The following is a 23,807-nucleotide window of genomic DNA, read 5'->3' on the forward strand; positions in this document are numbered from 1 at the left end:
GGGTCAGGAAGCGAGGCTGCGACGGCGCAAGCGGTCGGCCACCCAGATCAGCGCAGCGATGAACACGAACAGGCAGGTCGACACCGCGGCGATCACCGGCGAGATCTGCATCGTGATTTCGTCCCAGAACTGCTTGGGCAAGGTCGTGCTCACGCCGCCCGACGTGAAGAGCGCGATGGTCAGTTCATCGAACGAAGTGGCGAACGCGAACAGGAACGACGACATCAGGCCCGCGCCGAGAATCGGGAACGTGACGCGGCGCAGCATCGCCCACGGCCGCGCGCCCATGCTGTGCGCCGCTTGGTCGAGGCGTGTGTCGTAGTTGCGTAGCACGGCCATCATCGTGACCACCACGTAGGGCACGGCCACGGTGGTGTGCGCGAGCACCAGTCCGAGCGACGAACCCACCAGGCCGATCTTCGCGAAGAAATAGAACACGCCTACGGCGATGATCATGCGCGGCACGACGATCGGCGCGAGCACGAACGCGAGCATGGCCGCCTTGCCGCGCATGCCGCCACGCACCAGCAGGAACGCGGCCGGCGTGCCGATCAGCATGGACAGGATGCCGGTGCCGATGCCGACCAGCATCGAGCGCGTGAGCGCCTGCATCCACAGCGGCGAGTCGACGATCTGCTGATACCACTGTAGCGAGAAGCCATGGGGCGGCCAGGCGAGGCCGGAGCCGGCGTCGAACGATAGCGGAATCATCAGGAACGCGGGCGCGCTCAGGAACACCAGCAGCAGAATCACGACCGCGCGCAGCACGAGGCTTTCGCCGTTGCCGGCGGCGCGTTTGCGGCGGCGCGGGAGCAGGCTGATCAGCGCGTCCGTCACGTTGCCGAGGCACGTCAGCACGGCGTCGCCGAACTGGCGGCTCCACTGTCCAGAACGGCCCGGCTTGCGGGCGGTCGAACTGCCGCCCGTCATGGTCGAAAGCCCTACCATCCGGTCGTAGACGAGGAACACCACGAGCACCACCGCCAGCAGCAGCACCGAGATCGCGCCGGCGAAACCCCAGTTCAGCGCCTGCATCACCTGGTCGATGATGAGCTGGGTGATCATCGTCTGATGGCGTCCGCCGAGCAGCGTGGGCGTGATGAAAAAGCCGATCGCCGTGACGAACACCATCAATGCGCCGGCCGCGACGCCCGGCAACGACAACGGGAAATACACCTTCCAGAACACGGTGCCGGGACGCGCGCCGAGCGTGGCCGCCGCGCTCGGCAAGCGGCGGTCGATGTTCTCCATCACCGACAGCATGGTCAGTACGGCGAGCGGCATCAACGCATGCACCATGCCGACGATCACGCTGGAAAAGTTGTAGAGCAGGCTCAACGGCTGATCGATGATGCCGAGGCCGAGCAGGATCTTGTTGATCACGCCGTTGCGCCCGAGCAGCACGACCCACGCGAACGTGCGCACCAGAAAGCTGGTCCAGAACGACAGCAGCACCCAGAACAGCAGCCGGTTCTTGCGCTCGCGCGTGAGCGACGAGATCAGATAGGCGATCGGGTAGCCGGTCAGCACGGAGAAGAACGTGGTCCACAGCGAGACCTTCAGCGTGATCAGCAGCACGTCCACATACACGGGCGACGCGAACAGCCGCTTGTATTCGATCAGCGTGAAGCCGTTGCCGTTATGCACACTCAGCAAGAGGAGCTGGCCGACCGGATAGACGAGCATCACGAGCAGCAGCACGACGAGCGGCGCGCCTTTCGCGCCGGGTTGCAGCCACGCGCGCCAGCGCTGGCGCCGCGCCGAGGGCGTGGTGGCGGGCGCGGGGCGGGGCGGCTGCGCGGTGAGAGCGGAATGATTCATGGCTTAGTCCGCGATGGCGACCGCGTCGGCGGCGAGCCACGACAAGCCGAGCGTCTGCCCGACTTCGTACTGGCTGCCGAGCCGGTTGGTGGGGAACGCCGCGACGAGCGGCGCCGCATCGCTTTTGTGTGGTTGCAGATAGAGCCGCGTCATGCTGCCGGTGACCATGATGTCGGTGAGTTTCGCCGACAACGTGCCGCCGCCGTCGAACCGGCCGCCGGCATCTTCGTGAACCTTCAGGTTCTGCGGGCGCAGCATCAGCTTGACCGGCTTGCCATCGGCGATCACCGGGTCGTACACCATCGCGCGTCCCTGCCGATGCCCTGCAGGCTGATTTGAACCTGATCGCCGGTACGGCCGGTCACGACCGCGTCGAGCAGGTTCGACTCGCCGAGGAAGTCCGCGACGAACACGCTCTTCGGCCGGAAGTACAGATCGGCCGGGGTGCCGAGCTGCGCAATCGCGCCCGCGTTCATCAGGCAGATGCGGTCGGACATCGTCATCGCCTCTTCCTGATCGTGCGTGACGTACACGATGGTCGTGCCGAGGTCGCGGTGAATCCGCTTGATTTCGAGCTGCATGTGATCGCGCAGTTTCTTGTCGAGTGCGCCGAGCGGTTCGTCCATCAGGATGATCGACGGGCGGTACACCATGCAGCGCGCGAGTGCGATCCGTTGCTGCTGGCCGCCCGACAATTCGCGCGGGTAGCGGTCCGCGACATGCGGCAGATGCACCATCTCCAGCGCCTGCATCACCTTGTCGCGCGCGGCCTTCGCGTCGGTCTTGCGCATCTGCAGCGGGAACGCGATGTTCTGCGCGACCGTCATGTGCGGGAACAGCGCGTAGTTCTGAAACACCATGCCGATGTCGCGTTCGTACGGCGCGCCCCAGGTGACGTCGACACCATTGATGTGGATCTGACCCGCGTCGGGTTGCGCGAGGCCGGCGATCAGGCTCAGCAGTGTCGTCTTGCCCGAGCCGCTCGGGCCGAGCAGGGTCAGGAATTCGCCTTTGGCGACGTCGAGATCGGTCGGCGCGAGCGCGACGAAATCGCCATAGCGTTTGCTCAGACCGGTGATTTGAAGGTTCGAGGCGGACATGGAATCGGCATCCTTGAAAATGAAGGCGGAGCTCAGGTCAGGATCCAGCGATTGAAGCGTTCGAGCGCGACGCTTTGCTTTTCCTGCCAGTACCTGGCGTCGATATGCAGGCCGTCTTTCATGTTCGCCGGGAACGTGGGACAGTTCTTCGCGATATCCGCCTTGATGAAACTGAATGCATCGGGCTGCGTGACGCCGGCCGGGAAGTAATCCACCAGCGCGGCCTGACGCTTCGGATCGGACGCGAACTTGATGAACTCGCGGCATGCGTTTGCATTCGGCGTGCCCTTCAGGATCGACCAGTTGTCGCAACCCCAGATGTTCTGGTTCCACACGATCGCGACCGGCGCGCCGTTCGCGATCGCCGACTGCGCGCGCGAAACCCAGGTGCTGATCATGTCCACTTCGCCCGAACCGAGCATCTGTTCGACCTGGGCGCCGGTGGTCCACCACACGTCGACGTGTTTCGCGATCTTGTCGAGACTCGCGAAGCCACGGTCGAAGTTGCACGGATACACCTGCGAGGTCGACACGCCATCGGCCATCAACGCTTCTTCCATCGTGTCGAACGGATATTTGCGCAGCCCGCGCCGGCCCGGAAAGTCCTTCACGTTCCACATATCCGCCCACGACTCGGGGGCCTTGCGCCCCTTGAACGCGTCGGTGCGATACGCGAGCACGGTGGTGTAGACATTCGTGCCCACGCCATACGGCGACATGTACTGCTGCGGAATCTTCGCGACCACCGGATCGGCTTCGAGACCGTGCTTCTCCAGATATTCCTTGCCGCCGGCGGTCAGCAACAGGATCGCCGGTTGGCTGATCTTCGCCATGTCCCATGTGTAGCTGCCGGTTTCGACCATGCTCTTGATCTGCGCGGTCGGCTCCGCATTGGCTTGAACGCCGATCACGTCGATGCCGGTTTTCTCGGTGAACGGCTTGTAGAACACCGCGCCGTAGGCTTTCGTGTAGATGCCGCCGTCGTCGCGGATGACGATCCGCTTGTTCGCCGCGCGCGACAGCGTCCAGACAAACGGGAAAGCGACACCCGCCGCGCCGACGAGCGCCGTCTTGATGACCGTGCGACGGCCGGGCTGTTGAATCTGATCGCGTGCGGGCTGCTTTTTCATGTCGGCTCCAGAGGAAGAGGGAAGGCCTGTAGTGCGAGAGGTCGGGTTAGGTGGGCGGCCGGGTTGTCCGGGGCCGCGGAAGTCAGGGCAGCAGACGCCCCGGGTTGAGCAGGTTGTGCGGATCGAGCGCCTGTTTCACCGCGCGCATCAGGCTCAGCTCAACGGCAGACTTGTAATGCGCCATCTCGGTGAGCCCGGTCTGCCCGACGCCGTGTTCCGCGCTGAACGTGCCGCGCAGTTCGTGCGCCACGTCGTTGACGGCGCGGCGCAGTGCGGCGGCCATTGCGGCTGGATCGGCGAGTTCGCGCCACGCGTCGAAGGTGAAGAAGGGGATGAAATGCGCGTTGCCATCGCCGAGATGCGCGACGACGAGAACGGCCAGTCCATCGACGATCGCATGCACGGCGCGCGTGGCCTGATCGATGAACGCGGGCACGGCGGACACCGGCACCGCGCAGTCGGTAGTCAGGCCCACGCCGCCCTTCTTGTTCGCTTCCGACACGCTGTGGCGGATCTCCCAGAGCGCGGCGCGCTGCGAGTCGTTGCTCGCGACCACCGCGTCGACGACGAGGCCGGCTTCGGCGGCCTGTTCGAGTGTCCGCTGCAGCAGGTCGGCCATTTCGTCGCCGCCTTGCGTGTCGGCCAGTTCGATCAGCACGTGCCATTCATGCGCTTCGCCGAACGGATCGCGGCGCTCGGGTACGTGTTCGATCACGAGTTCCAGTTGACGCCGGTTGATCATCTCGAACGCATTCAGCCGCGCTCCGCACGCGGCCTGGAACAGTCCGAGCACGTGCAGCGCGGCGGCGGGATCGAGCGGTGCGAACCACGCGAGCGCGTGATGCGTGGGCAGCGGATGGAGTTTCAACGTGGCTGCCGTGATGATGCCCAGCGTGCCCTCGGTGCCGATGAACAGATGCTTCAGATCGAGGCCGGTGTTGTCCTTGCGTAGCGCGCGCAGACCGTTCCACACGGTGCCGTCGGCGAGCACGGCTTCGAGGCCGAGCACGTTGTCGCGCGTATTGCCGTAACGCAGCACGCTGGTGCCGCCCGCGTTGGTCGACAGATTGCCGCCGATCTGACATGAACCTTCGGCGCCGAGGCTTACCGCATAGAGACGGTGCTGTTCGGCGGCGGCGTCCTGCACGGTCTTCAGCACGCAACCCGCTTCGACTTCCATCGAACCGTTGGCGGCGTCGATATGACGGATGCGCCGCATCCGCGTCAGGTTGACGATAACAGGCGGCACGCCGTGATCCGGCGGCACGGCGCCGCCGCACAGGCTCGTGTTGCCGCCTTGCGGCAGTACAGGCACGCGATGCTCGGCACACAGCCGCACCACAGCGGATACCTGCGCCGTGTTGGCGGGCAGCACGACACAGGTCGCGGGGCTCTTGTAGCGCCCCCGCCAGTCTTCGGTGAAGCCTTCCAGATCGGATGCCGCAGTCAGGACTGCATCCGCTCCGACGGCGGTCTTCAGTGCGGCTAGCAGAGGCGCGACATCGTTCATTTCCGTTCCTCGATCAGGCGGCTGCCGCGGCTCGAATGAGCCCGGATCAACAGTGTCTGGGAAAAGCATAGGAGCAATAAAATCGCATTGAAATGCAATTAATCGCATTGCGATCGAAATGTGCGTATTTACTGAAGCGCCCAGTCCGCCGCCCGGCCACGGGGGCTTTCGCGCTTGGTGAGCGATGCGTGTCGCGCGGCTTTTCATCCCAGACGTTTGACGTCGACGATGCGACGCTCGGCGTAAACCCGAAAACACGAATGCTTGCGCCGCGATTTTGATGTGCGTATATTGAATTGCACTATCTGTTATTACTATGAGATAAAACATGAGCGAAGACATTCTGGTTTCGAATCACGGCCGCGTTGCAGTCATCACGTTGAACCGGCCTGCACGATTGAACGCGTGGACCACCGCGATGCGCGAAATGATCATCGACGCATTGCAGCGTTTCGACGCCGACGACAACGTCGCGGCGATCGTGATGACGGGCGCCGGCGATCGCGCGTTTTCCGCGGGACAGGATCTGGCGGAGGCGCACGACTTCGACGGTGAACGGGCGGTCGCGTGGATCAAGGAATGGGAGCGTTACTACACGGTGCTGCGCAGCCTGAACAAGCCGCTCGTGATGGCGCTCAACGGCACGGCGGCCGGCTCCGCGTTCCAGGTGGCGCTGCTGGGCGACATTCGCGTCGGCCATCCGGGCGTGCGCATGGGGCAGCCGGAAATCAACGCGGGCATTGCGAGCACCACCGGCCCCTGGATCATGAGCGAAATGCTCGGCATGTCGCGCACGATCGAACTCACGCTGACGGGCCGGCTGATGGACGCGGAAGAGTGCGTGCGGATCGGCCTGATTCACTACCTGGTGCCGGCCGACGAAGTGTTCGACAAGGCGCTCGAGATCGCGACCGACCTCGCCGCGAAGCCGCCGGTTGCGATGCGTCTGGACAAGCAGCGTTTCCGCGAGATGACCGAGCCGGGCTTCAAGTCCGCGATCGAAGCGGGTGCGCGGATCCAGCGCGAAGCGTACGACTCGGGCGAGCCGGCGCGAATGATGGAAGCGTTCTTCCGTCAGCGCGCGAAGTAAACCGGGGAATCTGGCGGCACCACAGGCGTAGGCAAACGCGCAGCGTGGCCGCTTTCGTTGCATTCAATCATCCTGTGCGGGAGACCTGAGCATGACGCAAGATTTCAATCCAACGCGGCGCCGCATTCTGCAGGGCGCGGGCGCCGCCGCGCTGGCGGGCGCGATGCCGAGGCTGGCCGGCGCGCAAGCGAAGCAGATCGTGGTGTCGGACCCGGGCGGCCCTTACAACACGGCTTATCGCGCGGCGTTCTACGATCCGTTCGAGAAGGCGACCGCCATCAAGGTCGTCAGCGTCGCGCGCGAGTCGCAGCCGGTCGCGCAACTGGCCGCGATGGTGCAGACGAAGAACATCGTGTGGGACGTCACCACGCTCACGCTCTCCGCCGATATTCCGTACCTCGAATCAAAGGGCTTTCTCGAACCGATCGGTCTGAAGACGGGCGACTTTCCGGACGTGATGTCGGAGGCGGTCACGCCGAACTGGCTCGGCGTCGACGTGTATTCGACCGTGCTCGCGTATCGGCAGGACAAGTTGGGGCAGAAAGGCCCGAAGTCGTGGGCGGACTTCTGGGACGTGAAGCGTTTCCCTGGTCGCCGCTGTCTGCGCCGCAGCCCGCTCGACACGCTCGAACAGGCGCTACTCGCGGACGGCGTGCCGCTCGACAAGCTGTATCCGCTCGACGTCGATCGCGCGTTTCGCAGCCTCGACAAAATCAAGCCGCACGTGAACATCTGGTGGACCTCTGGCGCGCAGGCCATGCAGGCGATCCAGAGCGGCGACGTCGACATGATCTCGACGTGGAACGGCCGCGCGCAGGCCGCACGAGATGCCGGCGCGCCGGTTGCGATCGTCTGGAACCAGGGGCTGTATTCGATCGAAGGGTGGGGCATTCCGAAGGGCACGCCGCGCGCCGAATTCGCGAAGCAGTTCGTGCGCTTTTGCGCCGACGCGAAACGGCAGGCCGTGCTAACGCAGACGCTCGCCTATGGCCCGACCAACCGCAAGTCGTTCGACTCGATTCCGGCGCCGCGCGCGGCGTTGCTGCCGACCGCGCCGGACAACCTTCGCGACATGCGCCTGCCGAGTCCGCAATGGTGGGCCGACAACCGTCAGAAGGTCACCGAGCGCTTCAACACCTGGATCATTTCCTGAAGAGGCCGGCCATGAGTGCAAAACTCGAAGCGATCGGACTCGCCAAAAGCTATGGCGAAACTGTCGCGTTGCAGCCGACCGACCTGACCGTGCAGGCCGGCGAATTTCTCACGCTGCTCGGACCGTCCGGCTCCGGCAAGACGACGCTGCTGCAGATGATCTCGGGGTCGTCGCGCCGACCTCGGGCCGTGTCGAGATCGACGGCCGCGACGTCACGCATGTCGAGCCAGGGCGGCGTGGCATCGGCATGGTGTTCCAGAGTTACGCGCTGTTTCCGCATATGAGCGTATGGGACAACGTTGCATACGGTCTGCGGATGCGGCGCAAGAAGCACGATGAGGTGCGCAGCGCCGTGGACGACGCGCTGAACATGGTGCGCATGAGCGAGTACGCGAAGCGCTTCCCGAAGGAGCTGTCTGGCGGTCAGCAGCAGCGCATCGCACTGGCGCGCTGTTTCGCCTACCGGCCTTCGATAATCCTGCTCGACGAACCGCTCGGCGCGCTCGACAAGAAACTGCGCGAGCATATGCAGTCGGAAATCCGTCGTCTGCATAAGGAGCTGGGCGCGACCTTCGTCTATGTGACGCACGACCAGGACGAAGCGCTGACACTCTCGGACCGCATCTGCCTGATGAACCAGGCGCGCATCGAACAGGTGGGTACGCCGGTCGATCTGTATGACCGTCCGGCGACGCGCTTTGCCGCCGGCTTCATCGGCCATTCGAATCTGCTCGAAGGCGCGCTGGCCGATACGCGCGGCCCGGGCGGCGAAGCGATCCTGCTCGCCGCGGGTGGCCGCGTGCCGCTGCCGCAACCCGTCGCGGCAGCCGCCGGCGCGACGCACTGTTTGCTGGTGCGTCCGGAAGCGCCGCGTCTGGTCGAGCCGAAAAGCGGTTTCGTCGACGGCAAGATCTCGGACATCGTGTTCTTCGGCAGCGATACCCGCGTGCAGTTGACCATGCAGGACGGCAGCCGTCTCACCGTGCGTTGTGCGCGTGGTCAGTCGGCCAGCGTGGGCGATACCGTCGGCATCGTGTGGGACCCGCATCGCACCACGCTGCTGCGTGCCTGACGCAGACCGCGCACCCATTCAGCACCTCAAGCCGTGCCCAAGGAATTTCCATGACCATCGCCCTTCACGCGCGACGTCCGCGCGAAGACGAGCGCCCGCGCCAGTTCGCGTGGTTCGCGCGCGCGCTCCGCTATCTGCCGATCGTGCCGATCGTGCCGACCTTGCTGTTCCTGCTGGTCTTTTTCATCGTGCCGGTGGGAGAGATTTTGCAGGGCGGCCTGTTCAATGCCGACGGCAGCTTCGGGCTCGGGCAGTTCCAGCGCATCGCGAGCACGCCGGTGTACGCGAAAGTGCTGTGGATCACCTTTTCGATTTCCTTCATGACGGCGGCGTTGTCGGTGCTGCTCGGCTATCCGGTCGCGTATCTGCTGAGCCGTTTGCCGGTTCGCCTGCGCGAGCGCTGGCTGCTGTGGATCATGCTGCCGTTCTGGACCAGCTACCTCGTCAAGACCTATGCGTGGATGCTGCTGCTCTCGAAGACCGGCGTGCTGTCGACCGTCGCGCTCGCACTGGGTCTCGTCAGCGAAACCAGCGGCACGATTCCTTCGCTCACCGGCGTGCTGATCGGCATGGTCCACGCGATGCTGCCGCTCGCGGTGATGACGATGTTGCCTGTCATGCGTGGTATCGACGATCGCCTCGCGCAAGCGGCGCAGACGCTGGGCGCGCAACGCAGCATGAGCTTCTTCACCGTGTTTCTGCCGCTGTCGTCGCCGGGTGTCGCGGCGGCGGGGCTGCTCGTGTTCATCACCAGCCTCGGGTTCTTCATCGTGCCCGCGCTGCTCGGCTCGCCGAAGGAAACGATGATCGCGCAACTGGTGATCTCTTCCGTGCTCGAACTGTTCGACATGCGCTTTGCCGGCGCGTTATCGACGGTCCTGTTGCTGAGTTCGGTCGCGATCTTCCTGGTGTATGACCGGATGGTGGGGCTATCTTCACTGGCAGGCGAGGTCGAGGACAAACACCGGGGCTCGCGCGCGCAGGGATTCAAGCTGGCCGCGCTGATCGTCGCGGGCCGGCTCACCGCGCCGCTCGCGCGGCCTCGCGCGAGCGCAGCCGGCCGCGCGGACGGTGGCGGCGGACCGCTGCGTCTCTATACGTTCGCGATCGTCGCCGTGCTGGTCGCGCCGGTGCTCTCGGTGATTCCCTATGCGTTCACGCGCGGCGACTTCATTGCGTTTCCGCCGAAGCTCTTCAGCCTCAAATGGTTCGGCACCTTCCTCGGTTCGCCGGTGTGGCAGAGCGCGATGCTGCGTTCGTTCGAAGTGGGCTTCGGCACGGCGGTCCTCTCGCTCGTGCTCGGATTCGGCGCGACGCTCGCGCTGACCCGCATGCCGCGTCGCGCGAGCAAGCCGTTGTTCGCGCTGCTGGTCGCGCCGCTGATCGTGCCGCGCATCGTCGTCGCGGTCGGCCTTCTGTATCTGTTCGCGCGCTTCGGGTTGACGGGCACGAATGCCGGTCTCGTGATCGGCCATACGGTGCTGGCTATTCCGTATGTGGTCGTCACGCTGTCTGCCGGGTTCCGCCAGTTCGACTGGCGTCTCGACGACGCCGCGCGCGTAATGGGGGCTTCGCCGTTGCGGCGCATCACGACGATCCTGTTGCCGTTGTTGATGGCGAGCGTCACGTCGGCGTTCCTGTTCGCCTTTATCGTTTCGTTCGACGATCTGACCATCGCGATCTTCGTGAGCGGCGGCATCAATACCACGCTGCCCAAGCAGATGTGGGACGACATTCAGCTTGCGATCACGCCGACGCTCGCGGCGGTATCCACGACGCTCATCGTGCTGATCGCGCTGGTAGTGTCCGTTTCTTCCCGGCTCAAGCGCAACGCGCGCCAACTGTAACGTTTCCGGATCATTCAGCTATGCATCGCTATTCAGAATACTTTCCTCAACGTCATCCAGACGACGCACTGGACTGCGCACCGTTGATCGCCGCCGGGCTGCAACAGGACGCGTCACGCACCGTGCTGCATTTCGACGAACGTGCGGTGACCTGCGCCGAAGCGGCGCAGCGCGCCGCGCAATTGCAGGGCTGGTTCACGCGGCAGAAGCTGGTCGCCGGCGATCGCGTGGCCGTGATGCTCGGCAATAGCCCTGAACATATCCACCTGATCTACGCGCTGATGTTGAGCGGCCTGGTATGGGTGCCCGTGAACACCAAGCTGCGCGGGGCGGGGCTTGAATATCTGCTGGGGCATGCCGAGCCGAAACTGTTCGTGTCGGAAGCCGAATTCGACGCTGTGATCGATGGGATCGAATGCGGCAATACGCGTCGCGTGATGCTGCCCGAATTCGTCGCGAGCGACATGAGCGCGTCTCTACTGACGCCGCCAATTGATGCGCACGATCCTTTGTGCGTGATCTACACGTCGGGCACGACCGGCGCGCCGAAAGGCGTGGTCTTCACGCACCGGATGATGCGCATTGCGAGCGAAGCGGCGCTGAGGGTCGCGGACGTGCGGCCCGGCGATCGTCTGTTTTTGTGGGAACCGTTGTGTCACATCGGCGGCGCGCAGATGCTGTTGCTGCCGTTTCTCGAAAGGGTGGGGCTCTTCGTGGTGCCGCGCTTTTCGGCCACGCAGTTCTGGCAGCAAATCGCGCATTCCAGGGCCACGCAACTGCACTATCTCGGCGGCGTGCTCGATATCCTGATGCAATTGCCCGACGCCGCGCGGCCGGCCTCGCACACGCTGCGCGTGGGTTGGGGCGCGGGTGTGAGCGCGGCGGCCTGGCACGCGGTCGAGTCGCGCCTGCGGTTGCGCCTGCGCGAGTGTTACGGCATGACGGAGTGTTCGAGTTTCGCGACGCTCAATGACAGCGGCAAGCCCGGCTCGATCGGCAAGCCGCTGCCGTGGATCGATGTCGAACTGCTTGACGAACGGGGCGCGCCGGTGACGGACGGCGAGGCCGGCGAAATCGTCTTGTCGAGCCGTGTGGAAGGCACGTTCCTGCCGACCTACCTGAAGAACGGCGAGGCCACCCGCGCCGCGCTGCGCAACGGCAAGCTGCACACCGGCGACAGCGCGCGGCGTGACGCGGACGGCGACCTGTTCTTCGTCGGCCGGCGCACGGACAGCATGCGCGTGCGCGGCGAGAACGTGTCGGCGTGGGAGATCGAGCGCGTGTTCGCGAGCCATCCGGCGATTCAGGCCAGCGCGGCGATCGGTGTCGCGTCGGCGATCGGCGAGCAGGACATCCTGCTGAACGTGCAGTTCAAAAGCGCCGCTGTCGACTGGGACTCGCTGCACGAGTGGGCCGCGCAACGCCTCGCGAGTTTCCAGTTGCCGCGCTATTATCGGGCGGTATCGCAATTCGAACTCACCGCCAGCGAGCGGATTCGCAAACATCTGCTGCCGCGCACGGTGGACGACGCGTGGGACCGCACACAGGCCACGATTGCACCGTGACAATTATCGTATATAGATTGAGCGTTATCTTCATGCGATAATCTTGCTCTGTCATAACAATCGCTATCCCCACCGTGACAACCGCGAAGCCAAAAACCGCGCTCAAAAAGAAAACTGCCTCGGCCGATGTGCCGGAAGCGGCGGCCGATCCGACCGCGTCGTCGCTGTATGTGCAGTCGGTGGAGAAGGCGATGACCGTGCTGACCGCATTCGACGGCAGCAAGCGGCAGTTGTCGCTATCGGAAATCGCGGCGCTCACGGGCTTCGACATGAGTGCCACGCAGCGCTTCACGTACACGCTGGCCGCGCTCGGCTATCTGTTCAAGGATCCCGACAGCCGCAAGTACGAACTCTCTCCAAAGCTACTCGACTTCACCTACCACTATCTGACCTCGAACGAACTGGTGAGCCGCGCCACACCTTATCTGCAGCAACTCGGCTCGGAAACGGAAGAGGCCACTAATCTGACCGTGCTCGACGACACCGACATCGTGTTCGTACTGCGGATCGTGAGCCGCAACGTGTTCAACGCGCACGTGATCACGGGCTCGCGCCTGCCCGCGTATTGCACGGCGCCGGGGCTTGCGATTCTCGCGACCTTCGGCGACGCCGAGATCGACGATATCCTGGCGCGCACGAATCTGGTCGCCTATACGTCGGCGACCGTGCACCAGCCGCGCAAGATCAAGGAGCGCATCACCCAGATTCGCAAGCAAGGCTACGCGCATACCGAGGACGAATATTTCGTCAGCGACATCTCGACCGCGGCTGCCATCACGAACGCACATGGGCGCGCTGTGGGCGCGGTCAACATTGCGGTTGCGCGTCCGCGCTGGCAGGCGGATCGCGACGAACGGCGTTTTGCGGATCTGGTAATCTCGACAGCGTCGGCCATCTCTTCGCGGCGAAGAGCCGAATAAGGTGTTGCCGCAAGCATCGCGGTGCTATCCAGATGCTGCTTGCTCACTGGTAGATGCCAGATTGATCGCTGCGGTCGAAGCGAACTATGCGGGACGTGAGGTGCGTTGTCCGCGGTGGAAAGAGTTTCTCGCGGCTTCGCGCCGGTGCGTGGAGCGAGGCAGGAAGAAACGTCAGGACGAAGTGTTGGCGGGGTCGCTGAGTAAGTAGGGATTTGTATGTGCGTGTTCGTGTCCCGGCATTGCTCATTCGATATTAGCGAAGGCTCGATGGTTGGAGGAGCCTTCTATGTATGCATCAGGTCTACGAATAATAGCCGCCCGTTTGCGCATCGCAGCAATCGCAGCGGCGAACGCCGCCTTCGTGATCCCTCAAATCCAATAAGCGGTCTATCATGGTAGAGACAGCATTCATCAGCGCAGGAGCAAACCATGCCCTCCGACCCATCCGCTGAGCCGACTGACAAGTCTCTCGACCCCGCCCAGAACCCCGCCGACACGACCCGCAAGTCCCACTCACAGCGTGTGCACAAGTCGGCAGAAGACGACCTTCCCAACGCCGATGCGGCAGAGCCCGAACCTCACGAGCATCTGCCACCGCGAAGCGACGACAACTGATTCAACGCCACAGATATCGACGTCGCTCGCATCGAGTCGCGCGGCGCGCCCGCGAGGCGCTCGCGCATGCTTTCCCGCGCCGCCGCGAAGTCGACGAAAGCTCGCGGTTTCAATCAGGGCATGGTCCGGTTTGAACCGCACAGGAGCAGATCATGCAAAACGTGCTGGTAGGTTATGACGGGTCGCCGTCCGCGCGACATGCGGTTACGTTCGCGGTCGATCTCGCGAAGCGCTTCGACGCGCGCCTGCGTGTGCTCGTCGTGGCGCGCGCGCCAGACTGGGGCGCGATAGAGCTCGAAAGAAAGGAGTTGGTCGATCTCGAATTGCGGCATGCCAACGAGATCCTCGACGACGTCAAGGCGAAGCTCGCCTCGAGTGGTGAGCACCCCGAATTCGATATCGTGATAGGACAGCCCGCGAAGGAGATCGTGCTCTACGCGGAGCAGCACAATATCGATCACCTTGTCGTCGGCCATCGCGGTCATACGCCGTTCGATCGCTGGCTGATCGGCTCGGTCGCGCGCCAGGTTCTCGCGTACGCGCCGTGCGCGGTCACCATCGTGCGCGATCCGGCTATGATGAAAAAGCGCCATGCGAAGGAAGAGCAGCAGTCGACGGATGAAATGCCGTTGGTGTGAGCGAAGGCCACGCAGCATCCAAGGATGTGACGCGTCGGGATCAACGGCAGAGGCCATGACGGCAAGCGTCGCGCGAAGACGTGGCGGCATGAACTCGCAGGTCTCGGTTTCGCCGCGCTCGCATCGGGTTGCATGCCTGCGCAGGCAGCCGACATTCTGGTGGTCGAGTACAACTTCATCCCCGGACTCGCCACGAACCTGTCCACCGTTGCGACTGCTCATGTGCACGCCAGCGACGAATTGGGCGGGCAGACGCCGGACATTCCACGCTTGATGGACGACATAAGAGCGGGGGAGCACATCTATTGCTGCGGACCTGCCGTATCCCGTCACGGTCAACAGAGCGGCCTACCGCGCGAAAACCTGCATTTCGAGTGCTTCACTGCATTACCCACGCAAACCGCGGATAGCAATGAGCGGTCGTTTGCCGTTGTGCTAGCGAGGCAGGGAATGCGATGCGTCGTGGAGTCGAATGAGTCAATTCTTCAGAGTGTCGAGCGTCAGGGCATCTGCCCGCCGCTCTCCTGCCGGGAAGGACTGTGCCGCAGGTGCGAGGTCGAGGTTTTGTCGGGCGAGGTAGAGCATCGCGACTATGTGCTGAGTGAAGAAGAACAGGCGGGCAACAAGTCACTCATGATTTGCGCATCGCGGGCTAAATCCGACGAGCTGGTCATTGACCCGTAGCTCAAGGATGCAATGCGCCGCTCACCGGCGCGTCGCTTTCGAGTGAGCTGCCCTGTGTGGTGGAATCAGGCGCCAGGTGAGCAACACCAGCAGCCCGAAAACAACGTACGAAAGCGTGAACACCCACACCGGCAAATCGTAGTAAAGCAGGCGACTCACCCAGCGCTGCATGAAGCCTTGTCTGTCCAGCGAACCGGTACGCAACCAGTCCTCCAGCACCGTCAGCGGACACGCGATACCAAGCAGCGACAGCGTCGACACGATAGCAATCGCCAGCAGATGCGCGAGCCGAAAAAGCCGGTCGCGTATCCAGTCCCAGCCGAGGACGGCACCCGTCCAGATCGCGACAAGCCCGCACACGATGAAAAACGCAAGCAGCGCATGCACGACCAGCACTGCATCGGCTAGCCAGATCATGATCGGTTTTCCCGCGACCGGCTGCGCTGCGGCTTCGATTGAATCAAACAGCTTTGACCTTTGGCACCGATCAGTCCGCTGCCGCGCAGTCCGAATCGAACGGGTGGTGCGCGACGTCAGGCCGGGCTTCCCGCTCCATCAGCGCGCGTGCCATTCGCCAATACTCGTCTGAGCAGCCTTCGAGGCTGCCGTCCAGTTGCCAAAGCAGGAATGCGCACTCACGGATTCGCTCCGCCAATGACGGCTCGGGCATGACTTCGTCTCCCTATCGAAGGAGTACTCGCGAAAAGCCTCGAGAACCCCATGTGGTGACTCTTTGATTATCGACGGGCGGGTGCAAAGAACGCGCCGTCAGCGCCGGTGGCGCATCACTTCCCAGCAATCGCGATGGTCCATCCGCTTCAATTGCCTTCGACGCATCCACTCGCGCCAATAGTGACTGGCAACCAGCAGTACGGCAACAGTCAGCCCGCACAGACCTACAGCGATTCCTATCCCCGATTCGCCCACGGCACACTCCTTGACTGTGAAAGAGATCAGGCGATACGTGTCAGTCGTCGTTGAGGATGCGAGCGGCGGCGTTCAGAAACATCTGGCCGTCATGCGTAATGAGAGGGCGTTGTCGTCCGGAAGCGAGTTGTTCCAGCCTGACGAGCTGGCGGTCCAGAAGCACTTCAAGATCCGCACCGTCCAGACTCGGCAGATCCGGCGCATCCTTGAGTAGCATGAGAGTCGCGAATTCATGTGGACTGAGCATCTCCGTCTCCTGGCTGGGCTTGCTGCTTCGCGGGGAATCCGATCCGTTGGCCTTGCGTCGCAAGCAGGATCAGTTCGGGGATGGCTGCTGCGCAATGTCACCGCTGCAAGCGGATGGCATGTCGCGCGCCAACCCAGCCATCTTAATGCTCAGATGCTCAATAGATCAATATGTGGGAAAAGCTTTTTTGAGATTTCTCCGATATTACCCGTATGCCATCGCAGTGCAGCATGATCCGTCAACCGGCGAGCTTGCACTGCTTCGCGCGAAATGTTCGTGAGTGCACATACTTTCATGCGGCTCATCACACTCCTGATGAAAATCCTGGCAGCGCTTCCATGCGCTTGCCTGCATACTCGAAAGTGAGGCCCGGATGCCGGGCGCTCTGATCGACACCTGAAGGAGATATACGTTGACTAGCTTTCTATTACGTAACGGCGCGCTTCTCGATCCTACTCGTTCTGATTTGCTGGAAGGCTACGAAGTCCTCATCGAGGACGGCTTCGTGCGCGAAGTGTCCGACCGGCCGATCAAGAGCAGCAACGCACACGTGATCGACGTCAAAGGCAAAACGATCATGCCGGGTTTGATCGATCTGCATGTGCATGTCGTCGCCATCGAGTTCAACCTGCCGCGCGTGGCGACACTGCCCAATGTACTCGTTACGCTGCGCGCCGTGCCGATCATGCGCGCGATGCTGCGCCGCGGCTTCACCACCGTGCGTGACGCGGGCGGTGCAGGGCATCCGTTCAAGCAGGCGGTCGAGTCGGGCCTGGTTGAGGGGCCACGTCTTTTCGTCTCCGGCCGTGCGTTGAGCCAGACCGGCGGTCATGCCGATCCTCGCGCCCGCTCCGACTACATGCCTCCCGATTCGCCGTGCGGATGCTGCGTGCGCGTGGGCGCGCTCGGTCGCGTGGCGGACGGCGTCGATGAAGTGCGACGCGCCGTGCGCGAGGAACTGCAGATGGGCGCCGACCAGATCAAGATCATGGCGTCCGGCGGCGTTGCTTCGCCGACCGATCCGGTCGGCGCATTCGGGTACTCGGAAGATGAGATTCGCGCGATCGTCGCTGAAGCGCAGGGGCGCGGCACTTATGTGCTCGCTCATGCCTATACGCCGGCGGCAATCGCGCGCGCGGTACGTTGTGGCGTGCGCACGATCGAACACGGCAATCTGATCGACGATGAAACCGCGCGCCTCGTCGCGGAGTACGGCGCGTACGTCGTGCCGACGCTCGTCACCTATGACGCCCTTGCCAGCGAAGGCGAGAAATACGGACTACCGCCGGAAAGCATCGCGAAGATCGAGGACGTGCATGGCGCCGGCATGCAGTCGATCGAAATCATGAAGCGCGCCGGGGTCAAGATGGGCTTCGGCACGGATCTGCTCGGCGAGGCGCAGCGTCTGCAAAGCGACGAGTTCCGGCTTCTGGCCGAAGTGCTGTCGCCGGCCGAGGTGATCGCGAGTGCGACCGTCGTTGGAGCGGAAATACTAGGCAAGCAGGACAAGCTCGGCAGGATCACGCCGGGTGCCCATGCCGACGTGCTGGTGGTCGATGGCAATCCGCTGAAGTCGGTCGATTGCCTGTTAGGTCAGGGCGAGCATATTCCGCTCGTGATGAAGGATGGCCGGCTCTTCGTCAACGAGCTCGAACGTGCTTGAACGTATGACCCTGCGTACGCAGCAACCCACAATCCCTATCGGAGCCTGTTCATGTCGATGATTGCCGCCCGCATCGAGCGCTTGCCGTTTTCAGGTTTTCACCGCCGTCTGCTGTTGATGGGTGGTCTCGGCTACACCTTCGATGCGATGGACGCAGCGGTGCTCGCGTTCCTGCTGCCGGTGCTGCGCGTGCAATGGGGGTTGACGAGTGTGCAGACGGGCGTGCTGGGAAGCGGCACGTTCATCGGCTATTTCGTCGGGGCGATGCTTGCGGGGATGCTCGGCGACATCATCGGCCGGCGCAAGGTGATGATGTATGCGCTCGTGATCTACTGCGTCGCGTCGCTGGCCAGCGCGGTCGCCAATGACTGGGGCTTTTTTCTCGCGACACGCATTGTCGCCGGCTTGGGCACGGGCGCGGAAAGCGCGATTGTCGCGCCGTTTCTCTCGGAGTTCGTGGCGCGCCGGTATCGCGGGAGTTTCACCGGCAGCCTCGCGGGGTTCTTCTCGTTCGGCTTCGTCGCGGCTGCGCTGCTCGGGTACCTGGTGATCCCGCTCGCACCCAATGCATGGCGGGCGGTCATGGTCATCACCGCGCTGCCCATTGTGATGCTGCTCTGGTGGCGGCGCGCGTTGCCCGAATCGCCGCGCTGGCTCGAGGCGCGCGACCGGCACGCGGAGGCCGATGCGATCGTGTCGCGGATGGAGGCTGAAGTGATGGGAGCGGGCGTGCGGTTGGAGCCGCTGTCTTCCGTGCGTGAGGGAGTCGTTCCGCTTGCGGCGGGACGGGCGTCGGTGATCGCGAATGTCAAGGCGTTGTGGACCGCGAAGCTCGCGCGGATCACGGCGATGACATGGCTGATGTGGCTTTCCATCACGTTCAGCTACTACGCGTTTTTCACGTGGATTCCGGGCTTGCTGGTTCAGAACGGCATGACGATCACGCGAAGCTTTTCGTATTCGCTCGTGATCTACATTGCGCAGATACCGGGCTACTTTTCGGGCGCGTGGCTCAACGAGAAGATTGGCAGGCAGGCGACGATCGCGTCGTACATGATCCTCGGCGGCGTGTCGGCGCTTGGACTCGCATTGACGGGCACCGATGCGGGCATCATGGTATCGGGAATTCTGTTGTCGTTCTTCATGAACGGCACCTATGCCGGCGTTTATGCGTATACGCCGGAGGTTTTTCCCACCGACGTGCGCGCAACGGGTACGGGGCTCGCGTCGTCAATTGGAAGGCTGGGTGCGATTGCTGCGCCTATCCTCGTCGGATATGTTTATCCGCTGCTGGGGTTCGGCGGAGTGTTCGGCGCGACGACTCTCGTGTTGTTGACCGGTGCGCTGGCCGTGGTGCTCATGGGGGTGCCGACGCGAGGAAGGTCGCTTGAGGATATTGCGGCGGGGCAGGTCGAGCGTTGATCCGGCAGCGTGATTGCTGCCAAATGGGCACGCGCATTGCCGTACCCATCTCAAACGAGCAATCCACGCTGGCCGACTGCCGCCTGGTTTCGCAAATTGTGAATGCATTGAGGACGTCGGCCGCTGAGAGAAAATCAGGCAAGTCGAAGCGGTCGACACCAAGTCGTTAATCGAAGATGTCGTGGCCGAACCTTGATGGACGCGGAAATTTTTTCGCACAATTTTCACGAACTGTATCGGGATATGAAATAAGTGAGTGCGGCGACAGCTTGACGTGCTCTTGGTTGCAGACACATCTATGAGCGAGCGCAAAAATGAGGCGGCGGTGAAGGGGATTCCGCCGCCTTCCGAGGTCAGGTAATCTACTCGGGATGAGCCGCGTTCTGAGCATCGGTCGATAGACCGTCGTGCCGCCCGCCGAGCCGCAGACGCACCTACGCCAGATCGCTATAAGCCTGGAGGCTCCATTCCGCATCGGTGCGGTGTACGCGCATGCCAAGCACGGCGTCGAGGCCAGGAATGGGACGAGGATCGTTCATGACGAGCTGCGGCATCGTCTCGCCTTTCCTGAAATGGCGTGTCGCATCCAGGCAAACGGGTGCGAATTGCTGCACAGTCCAGATGCCGTCTTGCGGACACATCTGCCCCGTGCGCGCAACCACTCCCAACGGCACCCGATCTTCCTTTGCGCTTTTGGCTGGCGCAAGGGGGAGTCCCGTCGCGGGGTCGAGATGCTTCTCGCGCGCCAGACGTTCGACCAGTTGCCCGGAGGGTTTCTGCGGCGGCTTCGCGGCCTCCTGTTCCTTCTGCCACTGGAATGTGCCATCCCACGGCGGCAGCTTCGCGGGCGGCAGCGGCACGATCTGGTCGATGTCCAGCACCTTCGGATTGAGGCCGTCGTTGTCGTTGAAGAACTTACCGATCAACCTGTAACGACGCGAACGTTCAGCGTCGTGTTGAAGTGCCATAAAATAAAGCTGATTAGTAGATGGTGGTCCGTTGAACCCTTCTTCCAGTGCTAAAGCCGAGAGTGTGTCGCCAGCAACCACGCCTTTCTGAAAAGCCTTCGAAGCGTCCGAATACATCTTATTGGTTTTCAAATCTATACCAAGATAACTTGCGGCCTTTCCATATCCCTGATCGGTTGCACACTCCATCATCTTCCGTGAAATATCCGGACCGCGATCTCTGGGTGACAACAAATCTCCAACATAGTACTGTCCCTCCGGACTACCCTGGTCCGCCGCCTTGCGGAAATAAACCCGCGCCTTCTTCTCGTCCTGCTTCACGCCATAGCCAAGTTCGAGGTAATGGCCCATGTCGTAGTAGCCACCGGGGATACCGGCCGCAATCAACTGCTCTACCAGGTCAATGGTTTCGTTCGGTGCATCAGGCGAGGTTGCCTGCCCGGTAGAAATCAAAAGCTGCAAATTGTGATTAGCCTTGTAGTGCCCATAGGCCGCAGCGATCCGGTAATAACGCGCTGCTGCGTTGTAGTTTTTCGGGCCATCCTGCTTTTCGAGAAACAGGGCGTACTTGAAAAGCGTATCAGCCTGCGGATCGAGCGGCGGCAGATGGTCCGCTTCGTGAACGCAGGTGAAAGTCAGTTTCGCGCGCACGGCGCTCATGTCGGCCTGGGAGGGCATCGAATTATCCTTATTCGAACAGGCGCACAGTGCGAGCGCCAGGCAGATTGCAATGGCGGTGTCTCGTCTCATCGTCTAATCCAGCCTCAGACGTTTCGTCGAGGTCCACATGAAGCCGATAAGCGAGGCAACAGGCGTCAAATTGTTTTTCTGGTTACTAGCATTCTGATTGATGATGTAGTCCCAATGCGTAGATACTATTTCGGGATCATCCTGCGCCCCAGTGCCGTTCGTATGGATATTCCACAGGTGCCTGCGCAGCGGCTGTGTCACGTCCATTCGCTCATGGCAGATGTTCAGTTCGCTGTCCACTTCCATGCTGCGCCGGTTGCAGTTGGCCGAGCCGTGCGTGAGAAACACATCGTCCACAATCATGATCTTGCTGTGGATATAGACCGGCATCCAGTGCCCGGGCGGCGAGTCTGGCGCAACCAACGAGCAGACGTGAACCTTCAGGCCCGGGATTTCCGGCGTCGGAATCGGCTTGTTGTCGATATCCGTAATCCGCTGGTTCAGACTGGCAATCTTTTGCTGTGCGGCCTCTCTTTGCGCGGCCGTCGGCGCAATGGCCTTTACCCGCTCGGCGGCATCCAGTTGCTCCTGTAGCGAGTCCGTCTGCTCCAGCCGCGCGACGGCGGGCATGGTGTCCGCACGCCCGAGGCTGTTCAGCATGTCGTAGGTGGTTCCCGCACCGAGGCCCATACCATCATCGCTTGCATTGGTCACGACAAACAGATGGACCGGCTTGGCAGGATTACGCCCCGCCTTGATCTGTGCCTGTACTGCGCTCTTGATCTTTTCTGCAAGGTCCGGCCAGCGAAAGTACTGGTTCTCGATGTAGATGAATTTTGTCGCGTTGTTGACTGCCTGGAGATACAGTGACCTGATGTTGCGCACGCCCTCCTGCGACTGCGTGCGGTTGATCTGTGCCATCACGGGCGTACCGAACTCGCCTCGCAGTTTGAACTGCCCTTTCAATGCCTTGCGCTTTGCGAGCAGATCTTCCTTTGCATCGCGTTGCCATGCACGGCAAAAATTATCATTCAGGTTTTCGAGGATCGGACCTGTCACGATAGCGGACAGGTCCTGTCGTGGCGTCACGCCGTTGCGCCCCAGATTCGGCGCTTTCCATTGGTAACGATGCTGGTCATCGTCCCAATAGGCATCAAGCGTGTTATGTCCCATCACGAAGCCGACTGCCACGTCCGGGGCTTCGTAGTCGATCAACACCATTTTCTGGTGGTGCGACGGCTCGTATTTGTAGGCGAGAATCTCACCGGTCGTCAGCTTCACACCTGACTGACGGGCGGGTTTTTCCCTGTACTCGATTTCATCCCTCTCGGCGCTCGAAAAATCCCGTGTCATCAGTTCGATGCCGATATCCTTGAAGGACTGCGTACCGAACATCTGGTACGGGTCCTGCCTGAGTGCCGCATACATCTGCGATCCGGCTGGCGCAGCACCGGAAGGCCGTCCACCAGTCGGCGCCTGCGCGCAGTGATACCAGTTCCGGTCGTAGGCGATCTGCTGCGCATCCTCGTTCTGCGTCATGAACCGGGCGCCCTCAGTCCACCCCGGCACTTCCTGTTCACCGATCTGCGCGATCCAGGCGGAATCAAGCCAGCACAGGATACGGACCTTGACCCCTCCTTTGGCCTTCTTGATCAGCAGGTCGCCAATACGCAACGACTTGCCGCCGTCGCGTTTGAAATACATCGACGGCTGGAAACCCCAGCAGACGTAATCAATGGTGCGGGTTGCGCTATCAATGGCGTCATAGAGTGCGCCGAACGCATCCTTGCCATTCACGAGCGGTTTGTACGTTGCCTTCGCCGGGTTGTATTCCGTCTGCTGCACAAACCACGGCAGGGTGATCGTCGCACTCCTGGTGCGGGACAGCGCAATGGGTACGGTAATGGGTTGCTGTTGTGTCATGGTCAAACGTCCATATCCGGATTAAGCAGTTCGTTGTAGCCCGCGCGATGTTCCGCACGGTCAACCGTGCCGGAATCGGTGCCAGATTTCCCTTCATGAAACGGGATGCCCTGATTGGCGAGCGCACCGTTATCCGCGTCGCCCCGATACTGTTCGGCCACGGGAATCGTGTAGCTCGCGCCGTTGGCAAGCTTCAGCGTGTACTGCTGCGTCGTGGGATGATGATCGACCTGGATCAGCCCGGTTTCGTCCATCACGTCCTGCTTCACCAGTGCGCCGCTCGCAAACAGGCTGTAGGGCATGTTCGCAGGAATCGCCGCCCGCGAGACGGGCGACGCACCTGCATAGAACGTCAGGGGCGTGGTCGGCAGACTGGCGAGCGCCGGATGGTTCAGGTCCAGCGGCATGTTCAGCGATGCCGCGTCCTTTTTCTGGACCGTGATTGTCTTGATGAAAAGATCGAGCGGACCGCCCAGGGTGATGCTGCCGTCCTTCATGTTGATGAAGGCACCGCCGCTTTCGAGCGTGAGTTCCTTCTTCGCGCTGATACGTACCGTGCCATTGACGCTGGCCATCGTCAGGTCCTGGGCGGCCAGTAGCGACATGGCATCGCTTTGCGCCTGAATCTCGACGGGGCCTTGGGCAGCAAAAGCCTTGAAACCCAACTTCTGCGCGAACAGCGAAACTTTGTCGCCCGCCGCGACCGTGAACCGCTTCAGCACGCTCCAGTCGGCATTCTTTCCGGCAACGGTATTGATACTGTCCTGCGCCGACAACTGCACGCCCCCACCCGTGACGATGGCCGCCGACGCGGGCGTGCTC

19 protein-coding genes and 2 pseudogenes are annotated in these 23,807 nt (G+C 62.4%); 11 read left to right on the forward strand and 10 right to left on the reverse strand.

The genetic code is table 11. The features are described 5' to 3' along the window. Positions 1 to 3 precede the first annotated feature (3 nt). The 4 genes and pseudogenes from P0D89_RS26590 to P0D89_RS26605 form a co-directional block, all read right to left on the reverse strand. Complete coding sequence (locus P0D89_RS26590; RefSeq protein ID WP_408360132.1) at positions 4 to 1,821, reverse strand: ABC transporter permease subunit; 1,818 nt, start codon at positions 1,819 to 1,821, stop codon at positions 4 to 6. A gap of 3 nt (positions 1,822 to 1,824) precedes the next feature. Continuing rightward, positions 1,825 to 2,921 (reverse strand): annotated as a pseudogene (locus P0D89_RS26595) (ABC transporter ATP-binding protein). A 32-nt stretch (positions 2,922 to 2,953) separates the two neighbouring features. Then, positions 2,954 to 4,051, reverse strand: coding sequence for an ABC transporter substrate-binding protein (locus tag P0D89_RS26600; RefSeq protein ID WP_408360130.1), 1,098 nt, complete (start codon positions 4,049 to 4,051; stop codon positions 2,954 to 2,956). An 82-nt stretch (positions 4,052 to 4,133) separates the two neighbouring features. Next, positions 4,134 to 5,561, reverse strand: coding sequence for an FAD-binding oxidoreductase (locus P0D89_RS26605; RefSeq protein ID WP_408360128.1), 1,428 nt, complete (start codon positions 5,559 to 5,561; stop codon positions 4,134 to 4,136). Positions 5,562 to 5,889: 328 nt separating this feature from the next. Here P0D89_RS26605 and P0D89_RS26610 point away from each other — a divergent pair, with 328 nt between their 5' ends. From P0D89_RS26610 to P0D89_RS26650, 9 genes and pseudogenes are all read left to right on the forward strand, one after another. Further along, positions 5,890 to 6,651, forward strand: coding sequence for an enoyl-CoA hydratase/isomerase family protein (locus P0D89_RS26610; protein WP_408360126.1), 762 nt, complete (start codon positions 5,890 to 5,892; stop codon positions 6,649 to 6,651). Positions 6,652 to 6,742: 91 nt separating this feature from the next. Continuing rightward, complete coding sequence (locus tag P0D89_RS26615; protein WP_408360124.1) at positions 6,743 to 7,804, forward strand: ABC transporter substrate-binding protein; 1,062 nt, start codon at positions 6,743 to 6,745, stop codon at positions 7,802 to 7,804. Positions 7,805 to 7,815: 11 nt separating this feature from the next. Beyond that, a pseudogene (locus P0D89_RS26620) lies at positions 7,816 to 8,876 on the forward strand (ABC transporter ATP-binding protein). Positions 8,877 to 8,926: 50 nt separating this feature from the next. Then, complete coding sequence (locus P0D89_RS26625) at positions 8,927 to 10,723, forward strand: ABC transporter permease subunit (protein WP_408360122.1); 1,797 nt, start codon at positions 8,927 to 8,929, stop codon at positions 10,721 to 10,723. 20 nt (positions 10,724 to 10,743) lie between these two features. Beyond that, positions 10,744 to 12,288, forward strand: coding sequence for an AMP-binding protein (locus tag P0D89_RS26630; RefSeq protein WP_408360120.1), 1,545 nt, complete (start codon positions 10,744 to 10,746; stop codon positions 12,286 to 12,288). A 74-nt stretch (positions 12,289 to 12,362) separates the two neighbouring features. After that, complete coding sequence (locus P0D89_RS26635) at positions 12,363 to 13,208, forward strand: IclR family transcriptional regulator (protein ID WP_408360118.1); 846 nt, start codon at positions 12,363 to 12,365, stop codon at positions 13,206 to 13,208. A gap of 429 nt (positions 13,209 to 13,637) precedes the next feature. Then, the gene (locus P0D89_RS26640) at positions 13,638 to 13,823 is read left to right on the forward strand and encodes a hypothetical protein (RefSeq protein WP_408377474.1); all 186 of its coding nucleotides are present in this window, start codon (positions 13,638 to 13,640) and stop codon (positions 13,821 to 13,823) included. A 152-nt stretch (positions 13,824 to 13,975) separates the two neighbouring features. Beyond that, positions 13,976 to 14,461, forward strand: coding sequence for a universal stress protein (locus tag P0D89_RS26645; protein WP_408360116.1), 486 nt, complete (start codon positions 13,976 to 13,978; stop codon positions 14,459 to 14,461). A gap of 132 nt (positions 14,462 to 14,593) precedes the next feature. Beyond that, the gene (locus tag P0D89_RS26650; RefSeq protein WP_408360114.1) at positions 14,594 to 15,145 is read left to right on the forward strand and encodes a flavin reductase family protein; all 552 of its coding nucleotides are present in this window, start codon (positions 14,594 to 14,596) and stop codon (positions 15,143 to 15,145) included. Positions 15,146 to 15,166: 21 nt separating this feature from the next. Here the strand turns inward: P0D89_RS26650 and P0D89_RS26655 are convergent, their stop codons facing one another. From P0D89_RS26655 to P0D89_RS26665, 3 genes are all read right to left on the reverse strand, one after another. Beyond that, a complete protein-coding gene (locus P0D89_RS26655) occupies positions 15,167 to 15,562 on the reverse strand; it encodes a DUF2784 domain-containing protein (protein WP_408360112.1) in 396 nt (131 codons plus the stop codon). Positions 15,563 to 15,632: 70 nt separating this feature from the next. Next, a complete protein-coding gene (locus P0D89_RS26660; RefSeq protein WP_408360110.1) occupies positions 15,633 to 15,815 on the reverse strand; it encodes a DUF2934 domain-containing protein in 183 nt (60 codons plus the stop codon). A 297-nt stretch (positions 15,816 to 16,112) separates the two neighbouring features. Next, entirely contained in the window at positions 16,113 to 16,319 is a 207-nt protein-coding gene (locus P0D89_RS26665; RefSeq protein WP_408360109.1) for a hypothetical protein, read from the reverse strand. Positions 16,320 to 16,731: 412 nt separating this feature from the next. Here P0D89_RS26665 and P0D89_RS26670 point away from each other — a divergent pair, with 412 nt between their 5' ends. Further along, a complete protein-coding gene (locus P0D89_RS26670; protein ID WP_408360107.1) occupies positions 16,732 to 17,982 on the forward strand; it encodes a metal-dependent hydrolase family protein in 1,251 nt (416 codons plus the stop codon). Positions 17,983 to 18,033: 51 nt separating this feature from the next. Next, the gene (locus P0D89_RS26675) at positions 18,034 to 19,404 is read left to right on the forward strand and encodes an MFS transporter (protein WP_408360105.1); all 1,371 of its coding nucleotides are present in this window, start codon (positions 18,034 to 18,036) and stop codon (positions 19,402 to 19,404) included. Between the two features lie 434 nt (positions 19,405 to 19,838). Here P0D89_RS26675 and P0D89_RS26680 read toward each other — a convergent pair whose 3' ends face one another. The 3 genes from P0D89_RS26680 to P0D89_RS26690 all read right to left on the reverse strand — a co-directional run. Beyond that, entirely contained in the window at positions 19,839 to 21,122 is a 1,284-nt protein-coding gene (locus tag P0D89_RS26680; protein WP_408360103.1) for an SEL1-like repeat protein, read from the reverse strand. 3 nt (positions 21,123 to 21,125) lie between these two features. After that, positions 21,126 to 22,985, reverse strand: a complete 1,860-nt coding sequence (locus P0D89_RS26685) for a phospholipase D-like domain-containing protein (protein WP_408360101.1) — start codon at positions 22,983 to 22,985, stop codon at positions 21,126 to 21,128. A gap of 2 nt (positions 22,986 to 22,987) precedes the next feature. Continuing rightward, positions 22,988 to 23,807, reverse strand: an 820-nt coding sequence (locus P0D89_RS26690) for a DUF2345 domain-containing protein (RefSeq protein ID WP_408377476.1), incomplete at its 5' end; no start/stop codon positions are given.

This window comes from Paraburkholderia sp. RL18-085-BIA-A (assembly GCF_046027075.1).
Taxonomy (GTDB): Bacteria; Pseudomonadota; Gammaproteobacteria; order Burkholderiales; family Burkholderiaceae; genus Paraburkholderia.

Excerpts from the sequence above, each read along its gene's own strand:
- P0D89_RS26615 (WP_408360124.1), top strand. The coding sequence starts at position 6,743 with ATGACGCAAGATTTCAATCCAACGCGGCGCCGCATTCTGCAGGGCGCG.
- P0D89_RS26665 (WP_408360109.1), bottom strand. The coding sequence starts at position 16,319 with ATGCTCAGTCCACATGAATTCGCGACTCTCATGCTACTCAAGGATGCG.
- P0D89_RS26685 (WP_408360101.1), bottom strand. The coding sequence starts at position 22,985 with ATGACACAACAGCAACCCATTACCGTACCCATTGCGCTGTCCCGCACC.
- P0D89_RS26650 (WP_408360114.1), top strand. The coding sequence starts at position 14,594 with ATGCCTGCGCAGGCAGCCGACATTCTGGTGGTCGAGTACAACTTCATC.
- P0D89_RS26605 (WP_408360128.1), bottom strand. The coding sequence starts at position 5,561 with ATGAACGATGTCGCGCCTCTGCTAGCCGCACTGAAGACCGCCGTCGGA.
- P0D89_RS26600 (WP_408360130.1), bottom strand. The coding sequence starts at position 4,051 with ATGAAAAAGCAGCCCGCACGCGATCAGATTCAACAGCCCGGCCGTCGC.
- P0D89_RS26625 (WP_408360122.1), top strand. The coding sequence starts at position 8,927 with ATGACCATCGCCCTTCACGCGCGACGTCCGCGCGAAGACGAGCGCCCG.
- P0D89_RS26645 (WP_408360116.1), top strand. The coding sequence starts at position 13,976 with ATGCAAAACGTGCTGGTAGGTTATGACGGGTCGCCGTCCGCGCGACAT.
- P0D89_RS26590 (WP_408360132.1), bottom strand. The coding sequence starts at position 1,821 with ATGAATCATTCCGCTCTCACCGCGCAGCCGCCCCGCCCCGCGCCCGCC.
- P0D89_RS26660 (WP_408360110.1), bottom strand. The coding sequence starts at position 15,815 with ATGCCCGAGCCGTCATTGGCGGAGCGAATCCGTGAGTGCGCATTCCTG.
- P0D89_RS26655 (WP_408360112.1), bottom strand. The coding sequence starts at position 15,562 with ATGATCTGGCTAGCCGATGCAGTGCTGGTCGTGCATGCGCTGCTTGCG.
- P0D89_RS26675 (WP_408360105.1), top strand. The coding sequence starts at position 18,034 with ATGTCGATGATTGCCGCCCGCATCGAGCGCTTGCCGTTTTCAGGTTTT.
- P0D89_RS26630 (WP_408360120.1), top strand. The coding sequence starts at position 10,744 with ATGCATCGCTATTCAGAATACTTTCCTCAACGTCATCCAGACGACGCA.
- P0D89_RS26680 (WP_408360103.1), bottom strand. The coding sequence starts at position 21,122 with ATGAGACGAGACACCGCCATTGCAATCTGCCTGGCGCTCGCACTGTGC.
- P0D89_RS26610 (WP_408360126.1), top strand. The coding sequence starts at position 5,890 with ATGAGCGAAGACATTCTGGTTTCGAATCACGGCCGCGTTGCAGTCATC.
- P0D89_RS26640 (WP_408377474.1), top strand. The coding sequence starts at position 13,638 with ATGCCCTCCGACCCATCCGCTGAGCCGACTGACAAGTCTCTCGACCCC.